Source organism: Pseudomonas sp. B611, assembly GCF_055407965.1.
In genome coordinates this window covers 63,553-82,024 of sequence record NZ_JBUZST010000013.1, presented here as the reverse complement: position 1 = coordinate 82,024, position 18,472 = coordinate 63,553, and the positions used below count along the sequence as shown (strand labels likewise).

The following is an 18,472-nucleotide window of genomic DNA, read 5'->3' as shown; positions in this document are numbered from 1 at the left end:
TCTGGAGCCGTACATGCAGTTACGACCACTTGTCTTGCTCACCGTGTTCAGTTTCCTGGTCGCCTGCAGCAGCGAAGCCCCTAAACCGTCCACGCCCCAGCCGGTGCCTGCGCAAGAGAAAAAAGTCCCAGGCATTGAAGACCTCGGCCCACTGCCGGCCTATCAGCGCGAAATCAACGGCAGCCTGACCAACGTGCCCGCCGGCGCTGAAGTCGAGATGGCCCTGCTGGTGATCGACGAGCGCTCGCGCCCGCAACAATTGCTCGCCAGCAGCGTGCTGACCGGCAACGGCAAGCCCCTGGCCTTCCGCCTGCGCTTCAACCCCGAGGCTTTTCCGGCCGGTGCCCGCGTTGAAGTGCGCGGCCGCGCCAGCCAGTCGGGCCAGTTGATCCTGCACCTGCCCGCCGTGCGTATCACCCAGGCGATCACCCAGACCACCGGCCCCCTGCAACTCGTCAAGGCACCATGACACCACCGCTGGCCCTGCAAGCGGCGCTGAGCGAGCTGATCGGCGACGCGCAACTGGTGCCCTGCCCACTGCCGGACACCGCGTTGTCGTTGTGGCTGCTGGATGCGGACAACATGGACCGCGCCTTCAGCCCCGAAGAAACCCGGCGCATCCTGCATGAACCGCCCTACTGGAGCTTCTGCTGGGCCAGCGGCCTGGCACTGGCGCGGCACCTGGCGGCGAACCCCGAGTGGGTGGCCGGCAAGCGCGTGCTGGATTTTGGCGCCGGCTCCGGCGTGGCCGGGATCGCTGCCGTCAAAGCCGGGGCGCTGGAAGTGGTGGCTTGCGATCTTGATCCACTGGCGCTGGCGGCGTGCCGGGCGAATGCCGAGCTCAACGGTGTGACGCTGGGTTATTCGGCGGACTTCTTCGCCGAAGCCGACCGCTTCGACCTGATCCTGGTGGCCGACGTCCTCTACGACCGCGCCAACCTGCCGTTGCTGGATCAATTCCTCACCCGTGGTCGTGAAGCGTTGGTGGCGGATTCGCGGGTAAGAGACTTTCAGCATGCGGATTATCGGCGCCTGGAAATCCTCGATGCGCTGACGCTGCCGGACCTGGCCGAGCCTTGGGAGTTTCGCAAGGTGAGCCTGTACCACTCGCGGCGTTCTTGAGGCCATCGCGGGCAAGCCCGCTCCCACATTCGGGCTGCATTGTCCTGTTGAAATGCATTCCCCTGTGGGAGCGGGCTTGCCCGCGATAGCGATCTTGAACCCGCCGCGCTTTCAGCCGCCAGCGCCAGCCCTTATAGTTGCCCCATTCCCGCTTTCTTCGAGACGCCCCATGAGTGAGCCCACGCCGTACATCTTCGATGCCACCACCGCCACGTTCGACCAAGCCGTCATCGAGAATTCGTTCCACAAGCCTGTGCTGGTGGATTTCTGGGCCGAGTGGTGCGCGCCATGCAAGGCGTTGATGCCGCTGCTGGCGCAGATCGCCGAGAGTTATCAGGGTGAGTTGCTGCTGGCCAAGGTTGATTGCGAGGCGGAGCAGGACATCGTCGCGCGCTTTGGCATTCGCAGCCTACCGACGGTGGTGCTGTTCAAGGACGGCCAGCCGGTGGACGGGTTTGCCGGGGCGCAACCGGAGTCGGCGGTGCGGGCGATGCTGGAGCCCCATGTGCAGATGCCACCACCGGCAGCCGCCGATCCGTTGGAGCAGGCACAGGCGTTGTTTGCCGACGGCCGCATCAGCGATGCCGAGGCCGTGCTGGTAGCGATGCTGGGCGAGGACAACACCAACGCTGCCGCGCTGATCCTGTATGCACGCTGCCTGGCCGAGCGCGGCGAACTGGGCGAAGCGCAAACCGTATTGGACGCAGTGAAAAGCGACGAGCACAAAGCCGCCCTCGCCGGCGCCAAGGCGCAAATCACCTTCCTGCGCCAGGCCGCAGACCTGCCGGACGCCGCCGACCTGAAAAGCCGCCTGGCGCAAAACCCGCAGGACGACGAAGCGGCCTATCAATTGAGCATCCAGCAACTGGCGCGCCAGCAGTACGACGCGGCGCTGGAAGGTTTGCTCAAGTTGTTTATCCGCAACCGCAGCTACAGCGAAGGCTTGCCGCACAAGACCTTGCTGCAGGTGTTCGAACTGCTGGGCAACGATCACCCGCTGGTCACGGTGTACCGCCGCAAGCTGTTCGCTGCGCTGTACTAATCACCGATCCAGCTGTACAGCGGCGTATCCCCGCCGCTGGCGACCTTGACCTTGACCTTGGCGCTATGGCGCAGGCGCACCAGCAGGCGCTTGCCCGCCGAGGCATCGCCGGCCAAACCTTCCAATTGATCGAGCAATTCCAGGCCGTTGAGCTGCCCGGCTTTGCGCAATAGATCCTGGGCGTTCTGCCACTGATCCTCATCCTGTTTGACCGGCGCCGCTGCCGGTGCGCTTGGCACCGGGGCTGCCTGCAATTGCGCGCCCAGGCGTGCCCAATCGCCGTCGTCCAGCTCCAGGGTCAAATCCACCGGCAGGTCGCCGACGGTTCCTCGAATTCGCAACATCGTCCGTACTCCTGCACTTTTCTGACAGGCATGCTCCCATGCGGCTTGCGCAACGCCAAGCAGGCGGTCAAACTCTCGCGACTATTGTTATAAGATCACATAACAAAACTTTCATGTCCTGGAGCCGCCCCATGCGCCGTCTGTTGCTTGCTTTGCCGTTTGCCCTGCTGCCACTGGCGGTTGCCCATGCTCATGAAGAGCACGACCACGAACACGGCAGCCTCGGCGCCCATGAACATGGTGTGGGTCGCCTCAACGCGGTGCTGGACGCCCAGGCCCTGGAGCTTGAGCTGGACAGCCCGGCGATGAACCTGGTGGGTTTTGAACACGTCGCCACCACCGCTGCCGACAAAGCCAAGGTCGCCGCCGTGCGCGAACAGCTGGAGAACCCGCTGGCCTTGTTCAACCTGCCTAAAGGCGCCGGTTGCGTGGTCAGCAGCCAGGAACTCAACAGCCCGCTGTTCGGCGACAAGCCCGAAGCCGATCACGACGATGATGATGACCACGATCACGACGCCAAAGGTGGCGAGCATCATCACGACCACAGCGAAATCCACGCCCACTACCAATTCACCTGCGCCACGCCGACCGCGCTGAGCAACCTCGACCTGACCCAGGTGTTCAAGACCTTCCCCGCCACCCAGAAAATTCAGGTACAACTGATCGGGCCGAGCGGTCAGCAAGGTGTTGATGCAACCGCGTCGGCAGCCACCGTTAAATTCTGATTTGAATATACGGTCAATGTGGGAGCTGGCTTGTGTGGGAGCTGGCTTGCCTGCGATGCAGACACCTCGGAGTTTCAGTCATACCGAGGTGATGCCATCGCAGGCAAGCCAGCTCCCACCTTTGATCGGCGTCACCTTTGAAACTTCGCCAGCAGACATTACTGATTCCACATGACCCAAGCATTAATCGAACTGTCCGGCCTGGGCTTCAACTGGCCCGGTCACCCGCAGTTGCTGGACATCCCCGCGTTCCGCCTGGAAGCGGGTGAAACCCTGTTCCTCAAGGGCCCGAGCGGCAGTGGCAAGACCACGTTGCTGGGTTTGCTTGGCGGCGTGCAGAAGCCCAGCCAGGGCAGCATCCGCCTGCTCGGCCAGGAACTCACCGAGCTGTCGGCCGGCGCCCGCGACCGTTTCCGCGTGGACCACACCGGCTATATCTTCCAGCAGTTCAACCTGCTGCCGTTCCTCTCGGTGCGCGAGAACGTCGAGTTGCCGTGCCACTTCTCCAAGCTGCGCGCACAACGGGCCAAGCAACGCCACGGCAGTGTCGATCAAGCCGCTGCCACCCTGCTCGCGCACTTGGGCTTGAAGGACAAGGATTTGCTGGAGCGCCGCGCCGACTCACTGTCCATCGGCCAGCAACAACGGGTCGCTGCTGCCCGGGCGTTGATCGGCCAACCGGAACTGGTGATCGCCGACGAACCCACCTCGGCCCTGGACTACGACGCCCGCGAAGCTTTCCTTCAGTTGTTGTTCGCCGAATGCCGCGACGCCGGCGCCAGCCTGCTGTTTGTGAGCCATGACCAAAGCCTGGCTGCGCTGTTCGACCGCCACCTGTCGCTGGCCGAACTCAATCGCGCCGCCACGCCCGCAGAGGTTTGAGATGTATCTGTTCCGTCTAGCCATGGCCAGCCTGGCTAACCGCCGCTTTACCGCGATCCTCACCGCGTTCGCCATCGCGCTTTCGGTCTGTTTGTTACTGGCTGTGGAACGCGTACGCGTCGAGGCGCGCAATAGTTTTGCCAGCACCATCAGCGGCACCGACCTGATCGTCGGCGCCCGTTCCGGTTCGGTAAACCTGTTGCTGTACTCGGTGTTCCGCATCGGCAACGCCACCAACAACATCCGTTGGGACAGCTACGAGCACTTCGCCGCCAACCCCCAGGTGAAGTGGGCAATCCCGATTTCCCTCGGCGACTCCCATCGCGGCTACCGCGTGATGGGCACCAACGAGTCCTACTTCGAGCACTACCAGTACGGGCGCAAGCAAAACCTTGAACTGGCCAGCGGCCGTGCCTTCGCCACCGACCCGTTTGAAGTGGTACTCGGCGCCGAAGTCGCCGAAGCGCTGCACTACAAGCTTGGCGACAAGCTGGTGCTGGCCCATGGCGTAGCCGTGGTGAGTCTGGTCAAACACGATGACAAACCCTTCACCGTGGTCGGCATTCTCAAGCGCACCGGCACGCCGGTGGACCGCACGCTGCATATCAGCCTGGGCGGCATGGAAGCGATCCATATCGACTGGCACAACGGCGTACCGGCCCAGGGCAAAGGCCGCATCAGCGCGGATCAGGCGCGCAACATGGACCTCACCCCGCAGGCCATCACCGCGTTTATGCTGGGCCTGAACAACAAGATTTCCACCTTCGCCCTGCAACGGGAGATCAATGAGTTCCGTGGCGAGCCGATGCTGGCGATCTTGCCGGGCGTAGCGCTGCAAGAGTTGTGGAGCATGATGGGCACCGCCGAAAAAGCGCTGTTCGTGATTTCCCTGTTCGTGGTGCTGACCGGCTTGATCGGCATGCTCACGGCGATCCTCACCAGCCTCAACGAGCGCCGCCGCGAAATGGCGATCCTGCGTTCGGTGGGCGCGCGTCCGTGGCATATCGCGACGTTGCTGATCTTCGAAGCCTTTGCCCTGGCGCTGTCTGGCGTGGTCGCAGGGGTTGGCTTGCTGTATGTGTGCATCGCCGCCTCGCGCGGCTATTTGCAAGCCAACTACGGCCTGGACTTGCCGATGGCGTGGCCGAGCGAATATGAATGGACGCTGCTCGCCGGTATCCTGGCCGCCGCGCTGTTGATGGGCAGCGTGCCCGCGTGGCGCGCCTATCGACAATCCCTGGCCGATGGCCTGTCCATACGTTTATGAGGAAGGCTTCGATGCGTCGTGCCCTGTTTGCGCTGTTGTTGCTGCTGAGCGCGCCCGTGTGGGCCAGCGACCAGCCCAAGGATTTGTCATGGCAGGAGATGATCCCACCTGACGCGCCGCCGGAAGTGCCGAACATGAAACCGCTGCACGATCTGTCGAACATGGCCGATGCCTTGTCGGCCGAAGCCGCGCCAGCAGCCAAGCAGGACCTGCCCAACGCGCCGGTGGTGCAGGCGCTCGACGGTCAGCACATTCGCTTGCCGGGTTATATCGTGCCGCTGGAAGTCAGCGAAGAAGGTCGCACCACCGAGTTCTTGCTGGTGCCGTATTTCGGCGCGTGCATCCATGTGCCGCCGCCGCCGTCGAACCAGATCGTGCATGTGAAAAGCGAAGTCGGCGTGAAGCTCGATGAGCTGTACCAGCCGTACTGGATCGAAGGTGCGATGCAGGTCAAAGCGTCCACCAGCGAGCTGGCCGATGCCGGTTACCAGATGGATGCCGAGAAGATTTACATGTACGAACTGCAGGAATAACGCTGATCACCCTTTCATTGAGCTGAATCAAAAGACCGCACGGAACGATCTTTACCATTGGACCTACAACTTTTAAACGTCCTTTGGAGCTCCCATGAACAAGTCCCTGCTCGGCGCGTCCCTCTTCGCGCTCGCCCTCGTCGCCCCGGTTGCCCACGCTCACGAAGCGGGCGACATTCTGGTTCGCGCCGGTGCTATTACCGTGAACCCGAAAGCCGACAGCGGCCACGTCAAGGTTGACCAGGGCCCATTGGCCGGGACCAACCTGGGCGGCAAGGCGACCATGAGCAGCGACACCCAACTGGGTCTCAACTTCGCTTACATGCTGACCAACCACGTCGGTATCGAACTGCTGGCTGCCACGCCGTTCGAACACGACGTGAAGATCAAGGGCACTGCCCTGGGCGCCGCCAACGGTAAGCTCGGCACCCTGAAACACCTGCCGCCAACCTTGAGCGTCGTGTACTACCCGCTGGACAACAAGTCCGCCTTCCAACCGTACGTGGGCGCCGGTATCAACTACACCTGGATCTACGACGAACACGTCGGCAGCCGCGCCCAAGGTGCAGGTTTCAGCAACTTCAAGGCGGAAAACTCCTGGGGCTGGGCCGCACAGATCGGTGCGGACTACATGATCAACGACAAGTGGATGATCAACGCCCAGGCGCGCTACATCGATATCAGCACCAAGGCTACCGTGGAAAACAACGCCGTGGCACCGGGCACTCGCGCCAAGGTCAATGTGGACGTGGACCCGATGGTTTACATGGTGGGTATCGGTTACAAGTTCTGACCCTGATTTAAGCAACGCTGCATAAACAATGTGGGAGCGGGCTTGCTCGCGAAAGCGGTGGATCAGTCACGCATCTGTTGACTGACACGCCGTCTTCGCGAGCAAGCCCGCTCCCACATTTGGATCTCTGCTTCTTCAGGTATGCCGGTAGAACCGGTCCAGCAACGCCGGCAACCCCGCCCGCCACGCCCGTGGCTTGATGCCAAAGGTGTGCAGGATCTTCTTGCAGGCCAGCACCGCGTGTTGTGGCTCATCACTCGCATCCGGCCGCGCGGCGTGGGCCTGGGCGGTGGGTGATTCAATCGCCAGCGGATGAAAAGTACGCGCTTCCGTGAGGATCGCCTGGCCCAGCGCCAACGGCGTGGTCGCCTCCTGGCCGGCGTAGTGATAGGTACCCCACAACGGCGCCGCACAATCGAGTTGCTTGAGCACCGAGATGATCACCCGCGCCGCATCATCCACCGGCGTCGGGTTGCCGCGACGGTCGTCCGCCATCAGCAATTCATCCGGCTTCTCGGCCCGGGCCAGGAAGCGCCCGAGGGTGCCATCGACGCTGTCATCCAGCAGCCAGCCAAACCGTAGCAACACATGTTGCGGGCATGTCGCACGCACGCTCTGCTCGATGCGCCACAACGCCTGGCCGCGCAGGCCCAGGGGCACCGGCTCGTCCTTTTCGCTGTAGGCAGTGGCACGAGAGCCATCGAACACGCGGTAGCTGGACGGTTGCAGCAGGGTAATGGTGTGGTGCTGGCACAGTTCGGCCAGGCGTTCGATGGCGAACTCCTGGGCGGCCAAACGGGTTTCGCTGACGGCTTCGGCCTGGAACCAGTCGAAGTAGTAGGCGAGGTTGATCAACGCATCGGGACGGGTGTCGTCGAGCAATTGGGTAAGGCTCGCGGCATCCCAGCCGTCTTGGGGCGGTTTGGGGGCGAGGAAACCGATGTCTTCCTCTGCACCGAGGCGAATCAGCGCCTGCCCGAGGGCATTCCCGCCGCCCAATAACATAAGGCGCATTCGCATAGAGTGTGCAGGCCCGGTCAGTGTGGAACGATGGCTAATTAAGTATTTGTCAGAATCGTTGCATTTTGCGGGTTTGTAGCGCAACCGTCACGGATTAACTGTCTTCGCGCCGGCCTCTGGCGGCTCATGCTCAAGGGCCGCCTTCACCGGCACCATCACCTGCTGTGGATAAGTCTGCGCGAACTGCACCTCGGCGCAGTTATCCACAAGCTTTTTCAAACGCTGGTTAAACGCGCGACTCACCGCATATTGCCCACCGGACACGGTACGGAACTGCGCCGTGAGCACCACGCCGTTGAGGTCCATCTTATCCACGCCAAACACCTCCAGCGGCCCTTGCAGGTTGTACTTGAGGAACCCATCGTCACGGATCGACTGGCCCGCCTCGCGGATCAACTCCACGGCCTTGTCCACATCGGTGTCGTAGGTGAACTGCACCGAGAAAAACGCATAGGCAAATTGCCGCGACTGGTTGGTGACCGCCTTGATCTGCCCGAACGGCACCGAATGCACAAACCCCTTGCCGTCGCGCAGGCGCAGAGTGCGGATGGTCAGGCCTTCGACGGTGCCGGCGTGGCCGGAGTCGAGCACCACCCAATCGCCGATGGACAAGGTGTCTTCGATGATGATGAACAGCCCGGTGATCACATCCTGCACCAATTGCTGCGAGCCAAAACCAATCGCCAGGCCCACCACCCCGGCGCCCGCCAGCAGCGGCGCGACGTTGATGCCCAGGTTGGCCATGGTGGTGATCGCACAGATCACTACCAGAATGATTTTCACCGCGTTGCGCACCAGCGGCAGGATGGTTTTCACCCGCGTGCTTGGCTGGCGGCTGGAGCGTTTGTTGACGGGAGGCTTCAAGGCTTCCTGGATCGCCGTATCAAGCACCACCCAGAACAGCCACGTCATCAGCAGGATCAAGCCGATGCTGCTGAGGGAATCGCTGATCGCCCGGCCGATGGAATTGCGCTCGGCAAACTCGAACAACGACACGCCCCAGATCCGCCCGAGGATCTCGATAAACCCGATGGCCATGGCGATACGCAGGATCGCGTGCAACAGGCTGAGGAAACGTTCCTTGTAGGCACTGCTGCGCTGGATCGCCACCTGGCTGCGGGACTTGAACAGGTGTTGCAGCACCGTGCTGAGGAACACCGTGCCGATCAGCAGGATCGTCGTGAACAACGCGCAGCGCAGGGCCTTTTGATTGTCGTCTCCGGCGCCAATCAAATTGATCGCCGAGACCAGCACCATCAATAGGATCGGCCAGTACCACAACCCGGAAAACACCCGCAGCGATTGTTGCAACGCCGGGTGTTTAAGGCGCTGGGCCAACGGCCGGTTGCGGATCAGGTGGGCGACTGGCCGGCGCAGGCGCACCACCAGCACGCCGAAGATCACCGCGGCAAACAGGCCGGTAAACACCGCGATACTGCTGGTGATATTGCCGCCGAGCTGGCGGGCGATTTGCGGGCTGGTCAGGGCATCGCTGAGGGCGGCGAGAAAGCCGATCAGGAACAGCGGCTTGGGGCAATAACTGCGAATAATCGCCACGGCTGGCCGCTTGTGGCCGAGGTTGAACATGACGATCACACACAACAGCATCGACGTGGAAAAGATCCCGCTGCTGGTGGCGTAGGCAAAACACAGCGCCAGCGCTCGCCCTACTGAAGTGGGTAAAAAATGGCTGACGTAAAGCGTCAAGGGCAGGCAAACAAGTGCAGGGAGCGTGTAGGGCACCACGTAGCCGAGCACGGCTTGCAGGCGCTCGCGCTGTTCAACAAACCCACGACGGCTCAGGCGCAGCACGAACCAGCGGCCCAACAGCGTGAGCAACGCAAACGCGCCGATCCACACCCCGGATAACAGCAGGAAGTCCCCGGCGACGTTCCATGGCGAACGTTCTGACGTCTGGTCCACCAACCGCCCTACTTCGTCTGCCGCCCGATCCGCCCGCAGGCGCCAGGCATCGACCAGGCTCTGATTGAGGTCGAGCTTGTCCTGAACGTTGTCAATGCTGGAACTGATGGCCCCCAGCAGGCCGCCTTCCACCAGCAGTTCCGGCTTGGCCGGCGCTTCGGGTTGCGGGTCGGCGGCTTGCAGTGCGCCGCTGCCGCAAAACAGCAGCGCACCGAGCAGTAATGCAGTCTTTGAGTTCAGCAAAACACCGGGCTCCATCAGCAGGGTCTGTAAGGAACTGACGGGTTTGAGCCTTGATCGTTCCCCCGTCCGGCCATGTTTATGCCGTCCGTAGGACGCTGGAAACTTTCCGCCGCCCCTTGGAGTCAGCCTTAAACGGGGGGATAAGGCCCCACTCTTCTTCAGGAGCAACCATGGCTGCGACTCCCGACTGGGTGCCCATCACCCCCAGCGTCGCCATCACCCGCTTCACGGTGCTGACGGTCAATATCCATAAGGGTTTTACCGCCCTGAACCGGCGTTTCATCCTGCCCGAGCTGCGCGAAGCGGTGCGCAGTGTGGGCGCGGACATGGTGTTCCTGCAGGAAATCCACGGCACCCACGAACGCCACCCGCAGCGCTACAGCGACTGGCCGAACATGCCGCAGTACGAATTCCTCGCCGACAGCATCTGGCCGCAGTTCGCTTACGGGCGCAACGCGGTCTACCCCCACGGTGACCACGGTAATGCGCTGCTGTCGAAATTCCAGATCGTGCGCTACGACAACCTGGATATTTCCCAGAGTGGCCATGAAAACCGGGGCCTGCTGCATTGCGTACTGCGCCTGCCGGGCACCGGGCAGGAAGTGCATGCGATCTGCATCCACCTGGGCCTGCGCGAGGTGCATCGCCAGCAGCAACTGCGCCTGCTGGAGCAACGTATCCGTGAGATTCCGGCCGACGCGCCGCTGGTGGTGGCCGGAGATTTCAACGATTGGCGCCAGAAGGCCGACTTGAGCCAAAGCGGCCTCACCGAAGTGTTCATGCAGGCCCACGGCAAACCGGCACGCACCTTCCCGGCGCGCTTGCCGCTGTTGCCGCTGGACCGCATCTACGTGCGTAACGTCAAGGTGCATAACCCGAGGGTGTTGACCACCCGCCCCTGGTCCCATCTATCAGACCACGTGCCGCTGTCGGTGGAGATCGAGCTATGAGCGTCGCCATCGAACACATCGCCACCGACCAGCCGCCGGACGCAACCAAGGCCCGCGACCCGGACTACGGCTGGCACAGCGATAACCAGGTGCAGTTGCTGGAAAACGGTGAGGCGTACTTCCCCAAGGTCTTCGAGGCCCTGCGCGAGGCGCGGCGGGAAATTCTGCTGGAGACCTTTATCCTGTTCGAAGACAAAGTCGGGCATGAGCTGCAACACATCCTGATCGACGCGGCGCAACGTGGCGTGAAGGTGGTGGTCAGCCTCGACGGCTTTGGCTGCGGCGAGCTGAGCCCGTCGTTTCTCGGTGAGCTGGCGGACGCCGGGGTGACGGTGCAGATGTTCGACCCGGCGTCCAAAACCCTGGGTTTTCGCACCAACTGGTTTCGCCGCCTGCATCGCAAGATCGTCGTGGTGGATGCCGCCGTGGCGTTTATCGGCGGGATCAATTTTTCGGCCGACCATCTGGGTGATTTCGGCCCCGAGGCCAAGCAGGATTATGCGGTGCAGGTGACGGGCCCGGCGGTGGCCGACCTGCATCATTTCGCCCTGGCACAAAGCGGCCGTCAGCTACGCGCCCGGCGCGGTTGGCGGCGGCGCCAGCAGCGGCCTTGCGCAGGGCCCACCGCTGGCGAGGGCATGGTGCGCTTGATTTATCGCGACAACGTGCAACACCGCGATGACATCGAAGAGGCCTATATCCACGCCCTGGGCCAGGCACAAAAACGTGTGGTGATCGCCAACGCCTACTTCTTCCCCGGTTACCGCCTGCTGCGGGAAATCCGCAATGCGGCGCGCCGGGGCGTACAGGTGCAGTTGATCATGCAGGGCCAACCGGATGTGCTTCTGGCCAAGCTGGCCGCGCGCATGCTCTACGACTACCTGCTCAAGGATGGCGTGGTGATCCACGAGTATTGCCAGCGCCCGCTGCACGGCAAAGTTGCCCTGGTGGATGACGACTGGAGCACCGTGGGTTCGAGTAACCTGGACCCGCTGAGCCTGGCGCTGAACCTGGAAGCCAACGTGCTGATACGCGATCGCGCCTTCAACCAACAGCTCTACGAGCGCCTGGAAATACTCGCCCGCGATCACTGCCAGACCATGCCGGAAAACCGCAAGCCACGTTTGTGGCTGTGGCGATTGACCGTAGGTTTCCTGGTGTTTCATGTGATGCGTCACTTCCCCGCGATGACCGGTTGGCTGCCCGCCCATAAACCGCGGTTGAAGCCGTTTGAGGGCCAGGCCCATGACCACTGAATCACGCTTCAAACGTTGGAAGAAACCGCTGACCGTGGTGTTTTTCCTGGCGCTGATCGTGTTGTTCACCCTGCTCGCCCGGCGCATCGACTGGAGCGAAGTGCTACAGACCCTGGGGGACTTCAAGCTGCGTACCTTGCTGATCGCAGGCGCAGTGACGCTGTGCAGTTTTTTGGTGTACGCCAGCTTTGATTTGATCGGCCGCACCTATATCCGCCAAGACTTGGGCTGGAAGCAGATCCTGCCGGTGGGCATCATCAGCTACGCCTTCAACCTCAACCTCAGCGCGTGGGTGGGGGGGATTGCCATGCGCTATCGCCTGTACTCCCGGCTGGGAGTGAGCACCGGCAATATCGCCAAGATCCTGGGGCTGAGCCTGGCGACCAATTGGTTCGGCTATATGGCGCTGGCCGGAGTGATTTTCAGCAGTGGCCTGGTGACGATGCCGCCCGGGTGGAAAGTCAGCACCGGCGCGTTGCAGGGCATTGGGGTTGTGTTGGTGCTGCTCAGCCTGGGTTACCTGGCCGCCTGCCAATTCTCGAAAAAGCGCGAGTGGTCTATTCGCGGCATGGAGATCAACCTGCCGTCGGTGCGCATGGCGTGCTTGCAGTTGGCATTGGGCGCATTGAATTGGTCGCTGATGGCGGCGGTGATTTTTACCCTGCTGCCGGCCAAGCTGGACTACCCGTTGGTACTGGGGGTGTTGCTGATCAGCGCCATTGCCGGCGTGATCACCCATATCCCGGCGGGGCTTGGGGTGTTGGAGGCCGTGTTTATCGGGCTACTGCAACATGAGGCGTCGCGGGGCAGCCTGCTGGCGGGGTTGATTGCTTATCGGGCGATCTACTTTATTTTGCCACTGCTGATCGCGCTGGTGATGTACCTCGGGGTGGAGGCCAAGGCGAAGGCGTTGCGGGTGAAGAAGGCACCGGCTTGAGCTTGTGTTGATCGGTCTACCGTCTTCGCGAGCAAGCCCGCTCCCACAGTTGAAATGCATTCCAATGTGGGAGCAGGCTTGCTCGCGAAGACGGCTTAGAGAACACCAGGATCTTAGACGCCAAATCGACTGCGGTAATCACTGGGTGCAAGCCCGGTGATTTTCTTGAAGGTGGCGCGGAAGGCGCTGGGGTCCTGGTAGCCCACGGTCCAGGCGATGTGATCAATGGTGCCGTTGGTGAACTCGAGCATTTGCCGCGCCTTGCCCACACGCAGGTGCTGGCAGTATTCGGTGGGTTTCAAGCCGGTGGCGCTGCGAAAACGCCGTAGGAAGGTGCGCTCCTCCAGACCCGCCTCTTGCGCCATGGCGGCAACAGACACATCCACCGCCCCGCTGGCTTGCAGCCAATGCTGAACCTTGAGGATGGCGCCATCGCCATGCCCAAGGATCGGCGCGAAATTGCTGCCGCATTGGCTGGCGCTGTCGCTGTGCTCGATCACCAGGAAACGCGCGGTGTCGGCGGCGATGCTTGGGCCCATCAGCCGATCCACCAGGCGCAGGCCCAGTTCGGACCAGGCCATCAGCCCGGCGGTGGTGATCAAGTCGCCGTCATCGACGATGGGTTTGTCCGCCTCCAGGCGCACCGCCGGATAGCGGGCCGCGAAGGACTGGGCCGAGGACCAGTGGGTGGTGGCGCTGCGCCCATCCAACAGGCCACTGCGCGCCAGCATGATCGAGCCAATACACACGCCGCCAAGCACCGTGCCCGTCGCATGTTGCTCGCGCAACCACGCCAACAGCGCCGGCGGCGTTTGTTCTTCGGTAAACTCGCCGATGGACGGCGGCACCAGCACAGCCATCATCGGCTGTTCGGGGCCGGGGTGGCTGTCGAATACGCGCATCGGGTTGCCTTGTGCGTCTACTTGCCAGTGACTGACCCGCAGCAATGGCAATTGCGCAGATTGATGCTCCGCGGCGATCCGGTTGGCCACGCCGAACAAGTCGGTCAAACCATGCACGGCGGCCAGTTGCGCACCCTGGTAGATCAACACACCCAACTCAACAACGACCATTGTCAGTTTTCCCCCTGTTATTGTCGGTGCCGCCAATCCCAGGTGCAGGCGCCAGCGAAGATACTGGGCCCATCAACCCATCACGAGGCAATACCCATGGCCAAGCAAGCACTCATCCTAATCGATATCCAGAACGACTACTTCCCTCAGGGCAAGTGGCCACTCGACGGCGTGGACGCCGCGGCGGACAAGGCTGCGCAGGTGCTGCAAGCGTTTCGCCAGGCCGGTGATGCGGTGATTCATGTGCGTCATGAGTTCACCGCCGAGGACGCGCCGTTCTTCACGCCAGGTTCCGAGGGTGCGCACTTGCATCCCAAGGTGCTGAACGAGGGCAACGAGCCGGTGGTATTGAAGCATTTCGTCAATGCGTTTCGCGAAACCAATCTGCGTGCTCTGCTGGAGCAACGCAGCATCACCGAACTGGTGGTGGTCGGCAGCATGAGCCATATGTGCATTGATGCCGTGGTGCGGGCGGCAGCGGATTTGGGCTACAAGGTCACGGTCATTCATGACGCCTGCGCAACCCGGGATCTGGAATTCAATGGCCAGGTGATTCCGGCCGCGCAGGTGCATGGGGCGTATATGGCCTCACTGGCATTTGGCTATGCGGGCGTGGTATCGGCGGATGAATACTTGCAGGCGCAAGCGGCGGCGGCCTGACCGCCACTTGCCTACACGACGTTAGCGGGTCGCGATGATGAACAGGCGCGGGAATGGCAGCAACACGGTGCCATCGGCCAGCGCTGGGTAAGCCTGGGTAATCCGCGCCTGGTATTCCTGTAGGAAGGCGGCCTTTTCGCTATCGGTCAACGGCGCGAGGAACGGTCTCAGGGCCGATGCCTTGAACCACTCCACCACCGCGGCGTGGTCTGCCAGCGGGTGCAGGTAAGTGGTACGCCACACGTCGACGGTGCTGCAATGGTTGCTCAACAGCTCGTAGTAGTAGCTCGCGGCATGGCGCTCATTGTGTTTGACCGCGCCGATCTTGGCGGCCCATGGGCCCTCGGCAGCGACTTCACGGGCTAGCCGGTGGGCGGGTTCGTCGAGGTTGTCCGGGGTTTGCACCGCCAGCGTGCCGCCGGGTGTCAGTTGGTTGACCAGGTGCGGGTACAGCGTGGCGTGATTCGGTAGCCATTGCAGGGATGCGTTGGCCAGGATCACATCAAAGGCTTGTCCAGGGTTCCAGTCACCAATGTCCGCCAGCTCGAACTTCAGTGACGGCAGGCGTTTGCGAGCGTCGGCGAGCATGTCGTCGGAGCTGTCCATGCCGGTGACGTGGGCGTGCGGGAAGCGCTCGGCCAGTACTTCGGTGGAGTTGCCGGGGCCGCAACCGAGGTCGACCGCAGTACGCACTTCGGTATCCGGAATCGCCGCCACCAGGTCACGGACCGGACGGGTGCGCTGCTGTTCGAACATCGTGTATTGCTTGGCAGACCAGGTCATCGCGGAGTTCCTATGTAAACATCGTTGTAGTGAATAGCTTCGACCCTACCCCACGCGACTAAAACATCCAGGAGTCGTCGAGCGCTTTGTAGATCAGATAATCGCGATCAAACATAACCCTGATATTTGTGGGTTTAAAGGCGCCGAGTTGAGCTTGCTGATGAATATCACCGTTGCTGTCCGTCCACCGATATTGAACGACGCCTTCCGGTGAGAGCCGCAGTTGGACCTCGACTTGCTCACCCAGGCCTTGCCGCTGCACAGCATCGAAGGCCGCGGCGGGTACTGTCAGGCGCAGGGTGGTCACGCTTTCATCTTTATTGGCCGCATTGAACACACGGGCGAATGTCGCCAAGTGTTTCGGCTGTTCAAGCTCAAACAAGACACCCAACAGCTGCGGGTCACTGTATAGGCGCTCAAGGGGAAAATCGATGTGATTGACAGTGCCGGACGTGTGGGTGAACTGCATGGAAAGCCCTGGTTTCCCTGACAGTTTATTGATCACGCCAATACCCAATCCGTCCCGCATCGCAAGTGACAGGTTCTCGGCGACCAACTGACGCAACCTCGCCCGATCTGCCGGAGGGTTGTTCTTATCCAGATCGGCCATCGACTGAAAGGACGGGTGCGGCAACAAATCTATCCAGCCAGCGGCTACAGTCGCACGCATTACAATGCGCGCCTCCCGTGGCTGGGTCTCGAGTTGCTGGAGAAAAATCGTCAATTCAGGGCTGAAGGGATCGACCTTTGCCAGGTACTTGACTGCTTCCTGTGTGCGATCGGGCTCCTGCGACGTTTTGAGTTGCTCCAGCGCATAGCGGTGTGCCAGCGCTCCCTCTTTGGAGTCCTGCCGCTCGCTCTGCAACATTTTGAACGCCTGAAACCTGAAAGGCTGTGGCTGGCCTGCCGTTTCCAAAATACCGGCCGCGACAGGTTTCAACCCTTCGTCACGGTCCATGACTTCAAGGATATAGAGCTTGCGGTTGATGTCGAACTCGCCATCGCGGAACAACGCTCTGAGTCGAAGGCTGACCGTATCGTTACGAGCACCAAATGCCCAACCACCGCGGGCGACGGAAAGCAGTTTGAGTGCGTCAAGGAAGTCGGAGGTTTGTGAGTCTTTGGCTTCAATTATCGACAGTAGTCGGTCTTCGTCACCTTTTTTGAAGTCCAGATTCACCATGGACTCGCCACGTGCCTTTCGACGCGCTAGTTGGATCATGTAGGAATCCAGCAGTGCGCGAGTGCGGTAAGAGTCCAATGTCCTGCTGGCAATTGACGATTCATTTTCCAATGAAAGCCAAGACTCAACACGTTGCTTCATATGGGACTCAAAGGTGGTCTGCAAATTGTTACTGACAAAGTAGGTCAACACAGACCCGCCGAGCACGACGACCGAGATAATAAAGGTGAGTGCCTGGGTAGCACGCGTGATAGGCGCGTTGGCCTGCTCAAGAATCTCTTTGCTCAACTCGTATTTGAGAGTGGCCATCTGAGCAGTCTGGATCTGCTCCAAACACCTGACTCTCTCAAGGGCCTCCTCAATGCGTACTTCAGCATCACGGGTTTGCTCTCGACTTTCTTTCAACGCTTGGGATAGAGCATCCGATGCTTGTGTATCAATACTCACCATTTAACTCCTGTTTCATCTCGTCTTCCCTTGCAGGCGTGAGCGGGTCGTTATCTACCAGGCAAAAATAAAGCCCTTGGAGCCAGTGCTCCAAGGGCTTTATTTACTACCGACAAACGCTGGGGATGCCAGTCTTAGAATGGTTGTAGCCACCACAAAGTCGGGTGATTTCGGCGAGTGAGTGAGTGAACTCATATAATACGGCCACATCCTTCCGGAAAACCTGCACCAAAAAGTAATACGTAAAGAATAATGTAAAATCTTTGCCGAAAAAGCGCGTTTCACTAGGCGATACTTTACAAAGCATAGCACCCACCTTCGGTTCCCCCACATATCTGAACAGCCAGTAAACCGTTAACGTAGCATGGAAGACTTATTAAGGAGCACGGTATGCCGGTACAGCCATCATTCTCTACCCACGCCTGCACAGGGGCTGCTCATTTCCTGGAGACCCTATCCCCGCTGGCTCCAGGTTGGCAAGAACGCCGCTTTATCTACAGAGGTCAGCCAGATGCGGATTTTCCCTTGCTACCAACAGCACATCGAAATCGACCGAAGCAAGATCCAGCCGAGCAGATTGATCACGAGCAGGCGGTGATAGCGGAGTTTCTGAGATGTTGTGATACATCAGGATTGGCCGTACCGGGTGACGGTATAATTGCTCGCCATTATCTACAAGACTTTCGACAGCATGTGCAAGGAGGCACTCGCTGGCCACCTAAGCAGTTGCATACGGTCCTAGCGGTTGCGCAACATAACGGCATCCCCACTTGTTTACTCGACTGGTCCTACAGGTCGTTTGTAGCATGTTATTTCGCAGCCTCATCAGCAATCCACAGCCAAAATGAACCGCAACACATCGCCGTTTGGAAACTCGACCTTCAAGAGGTCAATCAGTGGCAAAATTTGAGCTTGGTAGAGTTGCCGGGGGGAACCAGTACAAACATGGCTGCTCAGGCTGGACTGTTCACTGTGCGTGAGGTTTCGGGTATAGGTGACGGAGACTGGGAATCGGACATGATCGATGACCTCACGGGGGCACTGGGACGTCGATTGCACCTTCAAAAAATTACTCTGCCATTTCGCGAGGTGCCAAGGCTTCTAGCGGCTTGCAAATCCCTCGGAGTAAGCGGGTCGACTTTATTTCCAGGTTACGAGGGTGCGGCGAGAGAAATGAAAGATTGGGAAAAAATACGTACCCATGACACATCGCTACATAGCGCGAAGCAGCAATAGCCTAGATCTGCGAAAAAAAACGCCAGCGCCCTGATGCAGGACAAGTCTCTGGC

The 18,472-nt window shown here is 60.7% G+C and carries 19 protein-coding genes; 13 read left to right on the top strand and 6 right to left on the bottom strand.

Features of this window, described 5'->3' with window-relative positions; translation table 11 throughout:
* Positions 1-13: 13 nt before the first annotated feature.
* The 3 genes from ACZRMO_RS22690 (at position 14) to trxA (ending at position 2,164) form a co-directional block, all read left to right on the top strand.
* Positions 14-469, top strand: coding sequence for a YbaY family lipoprotein (locus ACZRMO_RS22690; RefSeq protein ID WP_124525096.1), 456 nt, complete (start codon positions 14-16; stop codon positions 467-469).
* Positions 466-1,122: a class I SAM-dependent methyltransferase gene (locus ACZRMO_RS22685; protein WP_463974248.1), complete on the top strand. Its 657-nt coding sequence runs from the start codon at positions 466-468 to the stop codon at positions 1,120-1,122. The genes ACZRMO_RS22690 and ACZRMO_RS22685 overlap by 4 nt, the downstream gene beginning before the upstream one ends.
* Positions 1,123-1,291: 169 nt before the next feature.
* Positions 1,292-2,164, top strand: a complete 873-nt coding sequence (gene trxA / locus ACZRMO_RS22680; protein WP_463974247.1) for a thioredoxin — start codon at positions 1,292-1,294, stop codon at positions 2,162-2,164.
* Here trxA and ACZRMO_RS22675 read toward each other — a convergent pair.
* A complete protein-coding gene (locus tag ACZRMO_RS22675) occupies positions 2,161-2,508 on the bottom strand; it encodes a hypothetical protein (protein ID WP_463974246.1) in 348 nt (115 codons plus the stop codon). The genes trxA and ACZRMO_RS22675 overlap by 4 nt on opposite strands.
* Positions 2,509-2,639: 131 nt before the next feature.
* On the opposite strand from ACZRMO_RS22675, the gene ACZRMO_RS22670 reads away from it, so the two are divergent.
* From ACZRMO_RS22670 to ACZRMO_RS22650, 5 genes are all read left to right on the top strand, one after another.
* A complete protein-coding gene (locus ACZRMO_RS22670) occupies positions 2,640-3,233 on the top strand; it encodes a DUF2796 domain-containing protein (protein WP_463974245.1) in 594 nt (197 codons plus the stop codon).
* Between the two features lie 171 nt (positions 3,234-3,404).
* Positions 3,405-4,115, top strand: a complete 711-nt coding sequence (locus ACZRMO_RS22665) for an ABC transporter ATP-binding protein (protein WP_463974244.1) — start codon at positions 3,405-3,407, stop codon at positions 4,113-4,115.
* Between the two features lies 1 nt (position 4,116).
* Positions 4,117-5,382: an ABC transporter permease gene (locus tag ACZRMO_RS22660; RefSeq protein WP_207045478.1), complete on the top strand. Its 1,266-nt coding sequence runs from the start codon at positions 4,117-4,119 to the stop codon at positions 5,380-5,382.
* An 11-nt stretch (positions 5,383-5,393) separates the two neighbouring features.
* Positions 5,394-5,915 (top strand): DUF3299 domain-containing protein, encoded by a 522-nt coding sequence (locus ACZRMO_RS22655; protein ID WP_463974243.1) that lies wholly within the window; start codon positions 5,394-5,396, stop codon positions 5,913-5,915.
* A 94-nt stretch (positions 5,916-6,009) separates the two neighbouring features.
* On the top strand, positions 6,010-6,708 hold the full coding sequence (locus ACZRMO_RS22650) for an OmpW/AlkL family protein (RefSeq protein ID WP_448186430.1): 699 nt from the start codon (positions 6,010-6,012) through the stop codon (positions 6,706-6,708).
* Positions 6,709-6,843: 135 nt separating this feature from the next.
* Here the strand turns inward: ACZRMO_RS22650 and ACZRMO_RS22645 are convergent, their stop codons facing one another.
* Positions 6,844-7,728 (bottom strand): sugar nucleotide-binding protein, encoded by an 885-nt coding sequence (locus ACZRMO_RS22645; RefSeq protein ID WP_026136777.1) that lies wholly within the window; start codon positions 7,726-7,728, stop codon positions 6,844-6,846.
* Between the two features lie 87 nt (positions 7,729-7,815).
* A complete protein-coding gene (locus ACZRMO_RS22640) occupies positions 7,816-9,894 on the bottom strand; it encodes a mechanosensitive ion channel family protein (protein ID WP_463974242.1) in 2,079 nt (692 codons plus the stop codon).
* A gap of 170 nt (positions 9,895-10,064) precedes the next feature.
* On the opposite strand from ACZRMO_RS22640, the gene ACZRMO_RS22635 reads away from it, so the two are divergent.
* Genes ACZRMO_RS22635 through ACZRMO_RS22625 form a run of 3 tightly spaced genes read left to right on the top strand, consistent with a single transcriptional unit; the run spans position 10,065 to position 13,037 of the window.
* A complete protein-coding gene (locus ACZRMO_RS22635) occupies positions 10,065-10,844 on the top strand; it encodes an endonuclease/exonuclease/phosphatase family protein (RefSeq protein ID WP_463974241.1) in 780 nt (259 codons plus the stop codon).
* Positions 10,841-12,100, top strand: coding sequence for a cardiolipin synthase ClsB (gene clsB, locus ACZRMO_RS22630; RefSeq protein WP_463974240.1), 1,260 nt, complete (start codon positions 10,841-10,843; stop codon positions 12,098-12,100). Before ACZRMO_RS22635 ends, clsB begins: the two co-directional genes overlap by 4 nt.
* A complete protein-coding gene (locus tag ACZRMO_RS22625) occupies positions 12,090-13,037 on the top strand; it encodes a lysylphosphatidylglycerol synthase domain-containing protein (RefSeq protein WP_463974239.1) in 948 nt (315 codons plus the stop codon). The genes clsB and ACZRMO_RS22625 overlap by 11 nt, the downstream gene beginning before the upstream one ends.
* Positions 13,038-13,150: 113 nt before the next feature.
* On the opposite strand, the gene ACZRMO_RS22620 is transcribed toward ACZRMO_RS22625, so the two are convergent.
* Positions 13,151-14,110: a GlxA family transcriptional regulator gene (locus tag ACZRMO_RS22620; RefSeq protein ID WP_463974238.1), complete on the bottom strand. Its 960-nt coding sequence runs from the start codon at positions 14,108-14,110 to the stop codon at positions 13,151-13,153.
* A 96-nt stretch (positions 14,111-14,206) separates the two neighbouring features.
* Between ACZRMO_RS22620 and ACZRMO_RS22615 the strand changes: the two genes are divergently transcribed.
* Positions 14,207-14,770 (top strand): cysteine hydrolase family protein, encoded by a 564-nt coding sequence (locus ACZRMO_RS22615; protein ID WP_463974237.1) that lies wholly within the window; start codon positions 14,207-14,209, stop codon positions 14,768-14,770.
* A 21-nt stretch (positions 14,771-14,791) separates the two neighbouring features.
* Here ACZRMO_RS22615 and tam read toward each other — a convergent pair whose 3' ends face one another.
* Both tam and ACZRMO_RS22605 read right to left on the bottom strand, forming a co-directional pair.
* Positions 14,792-15,553 (bottom strand): trans-aconitate 2-methyltransferase, encoded by a 762-nt coding sequence (gene tam / locus ACZRMO_RS22610; RefSeq protein ID WP_463974236.1) that lies wholly within the window; start codon positions 15,551-15,553, stop codon positions 14,792-14,794.
* Positions 15,554-15,611: 58 nt separating this feature from the next.
* Positions 15,612-17,183, bottom strand: a complete 1,572-nt coding sequence (locus tag ACZRMO_RS22605; RefSeq protein ID WP_463974235.1) for a hypothetical protein — start codon at positions 17,181-17,183, stop codon at positions 15,612-15,614.
* 390 nt (positions 17,184-17,573) lie between these two features.
* Here ACZRMO_RS22605 and ACZRMO_RS22600 point away from each other — a divergent pair, with 390 nt between their 5' ends.
* Positions 17,574-18,419 (top strand): FRG domain-containing protein, encoded by an 846-nt coding sequence (locus ACZRMO_RS22600; protein WP_463888338.1) that lies wholly within the window; start codon positions 17,574-17,576, stop codon positions 18,417-18,419.
* Positions 18,420-18,472: the final 53 nt, after the last annotated feature.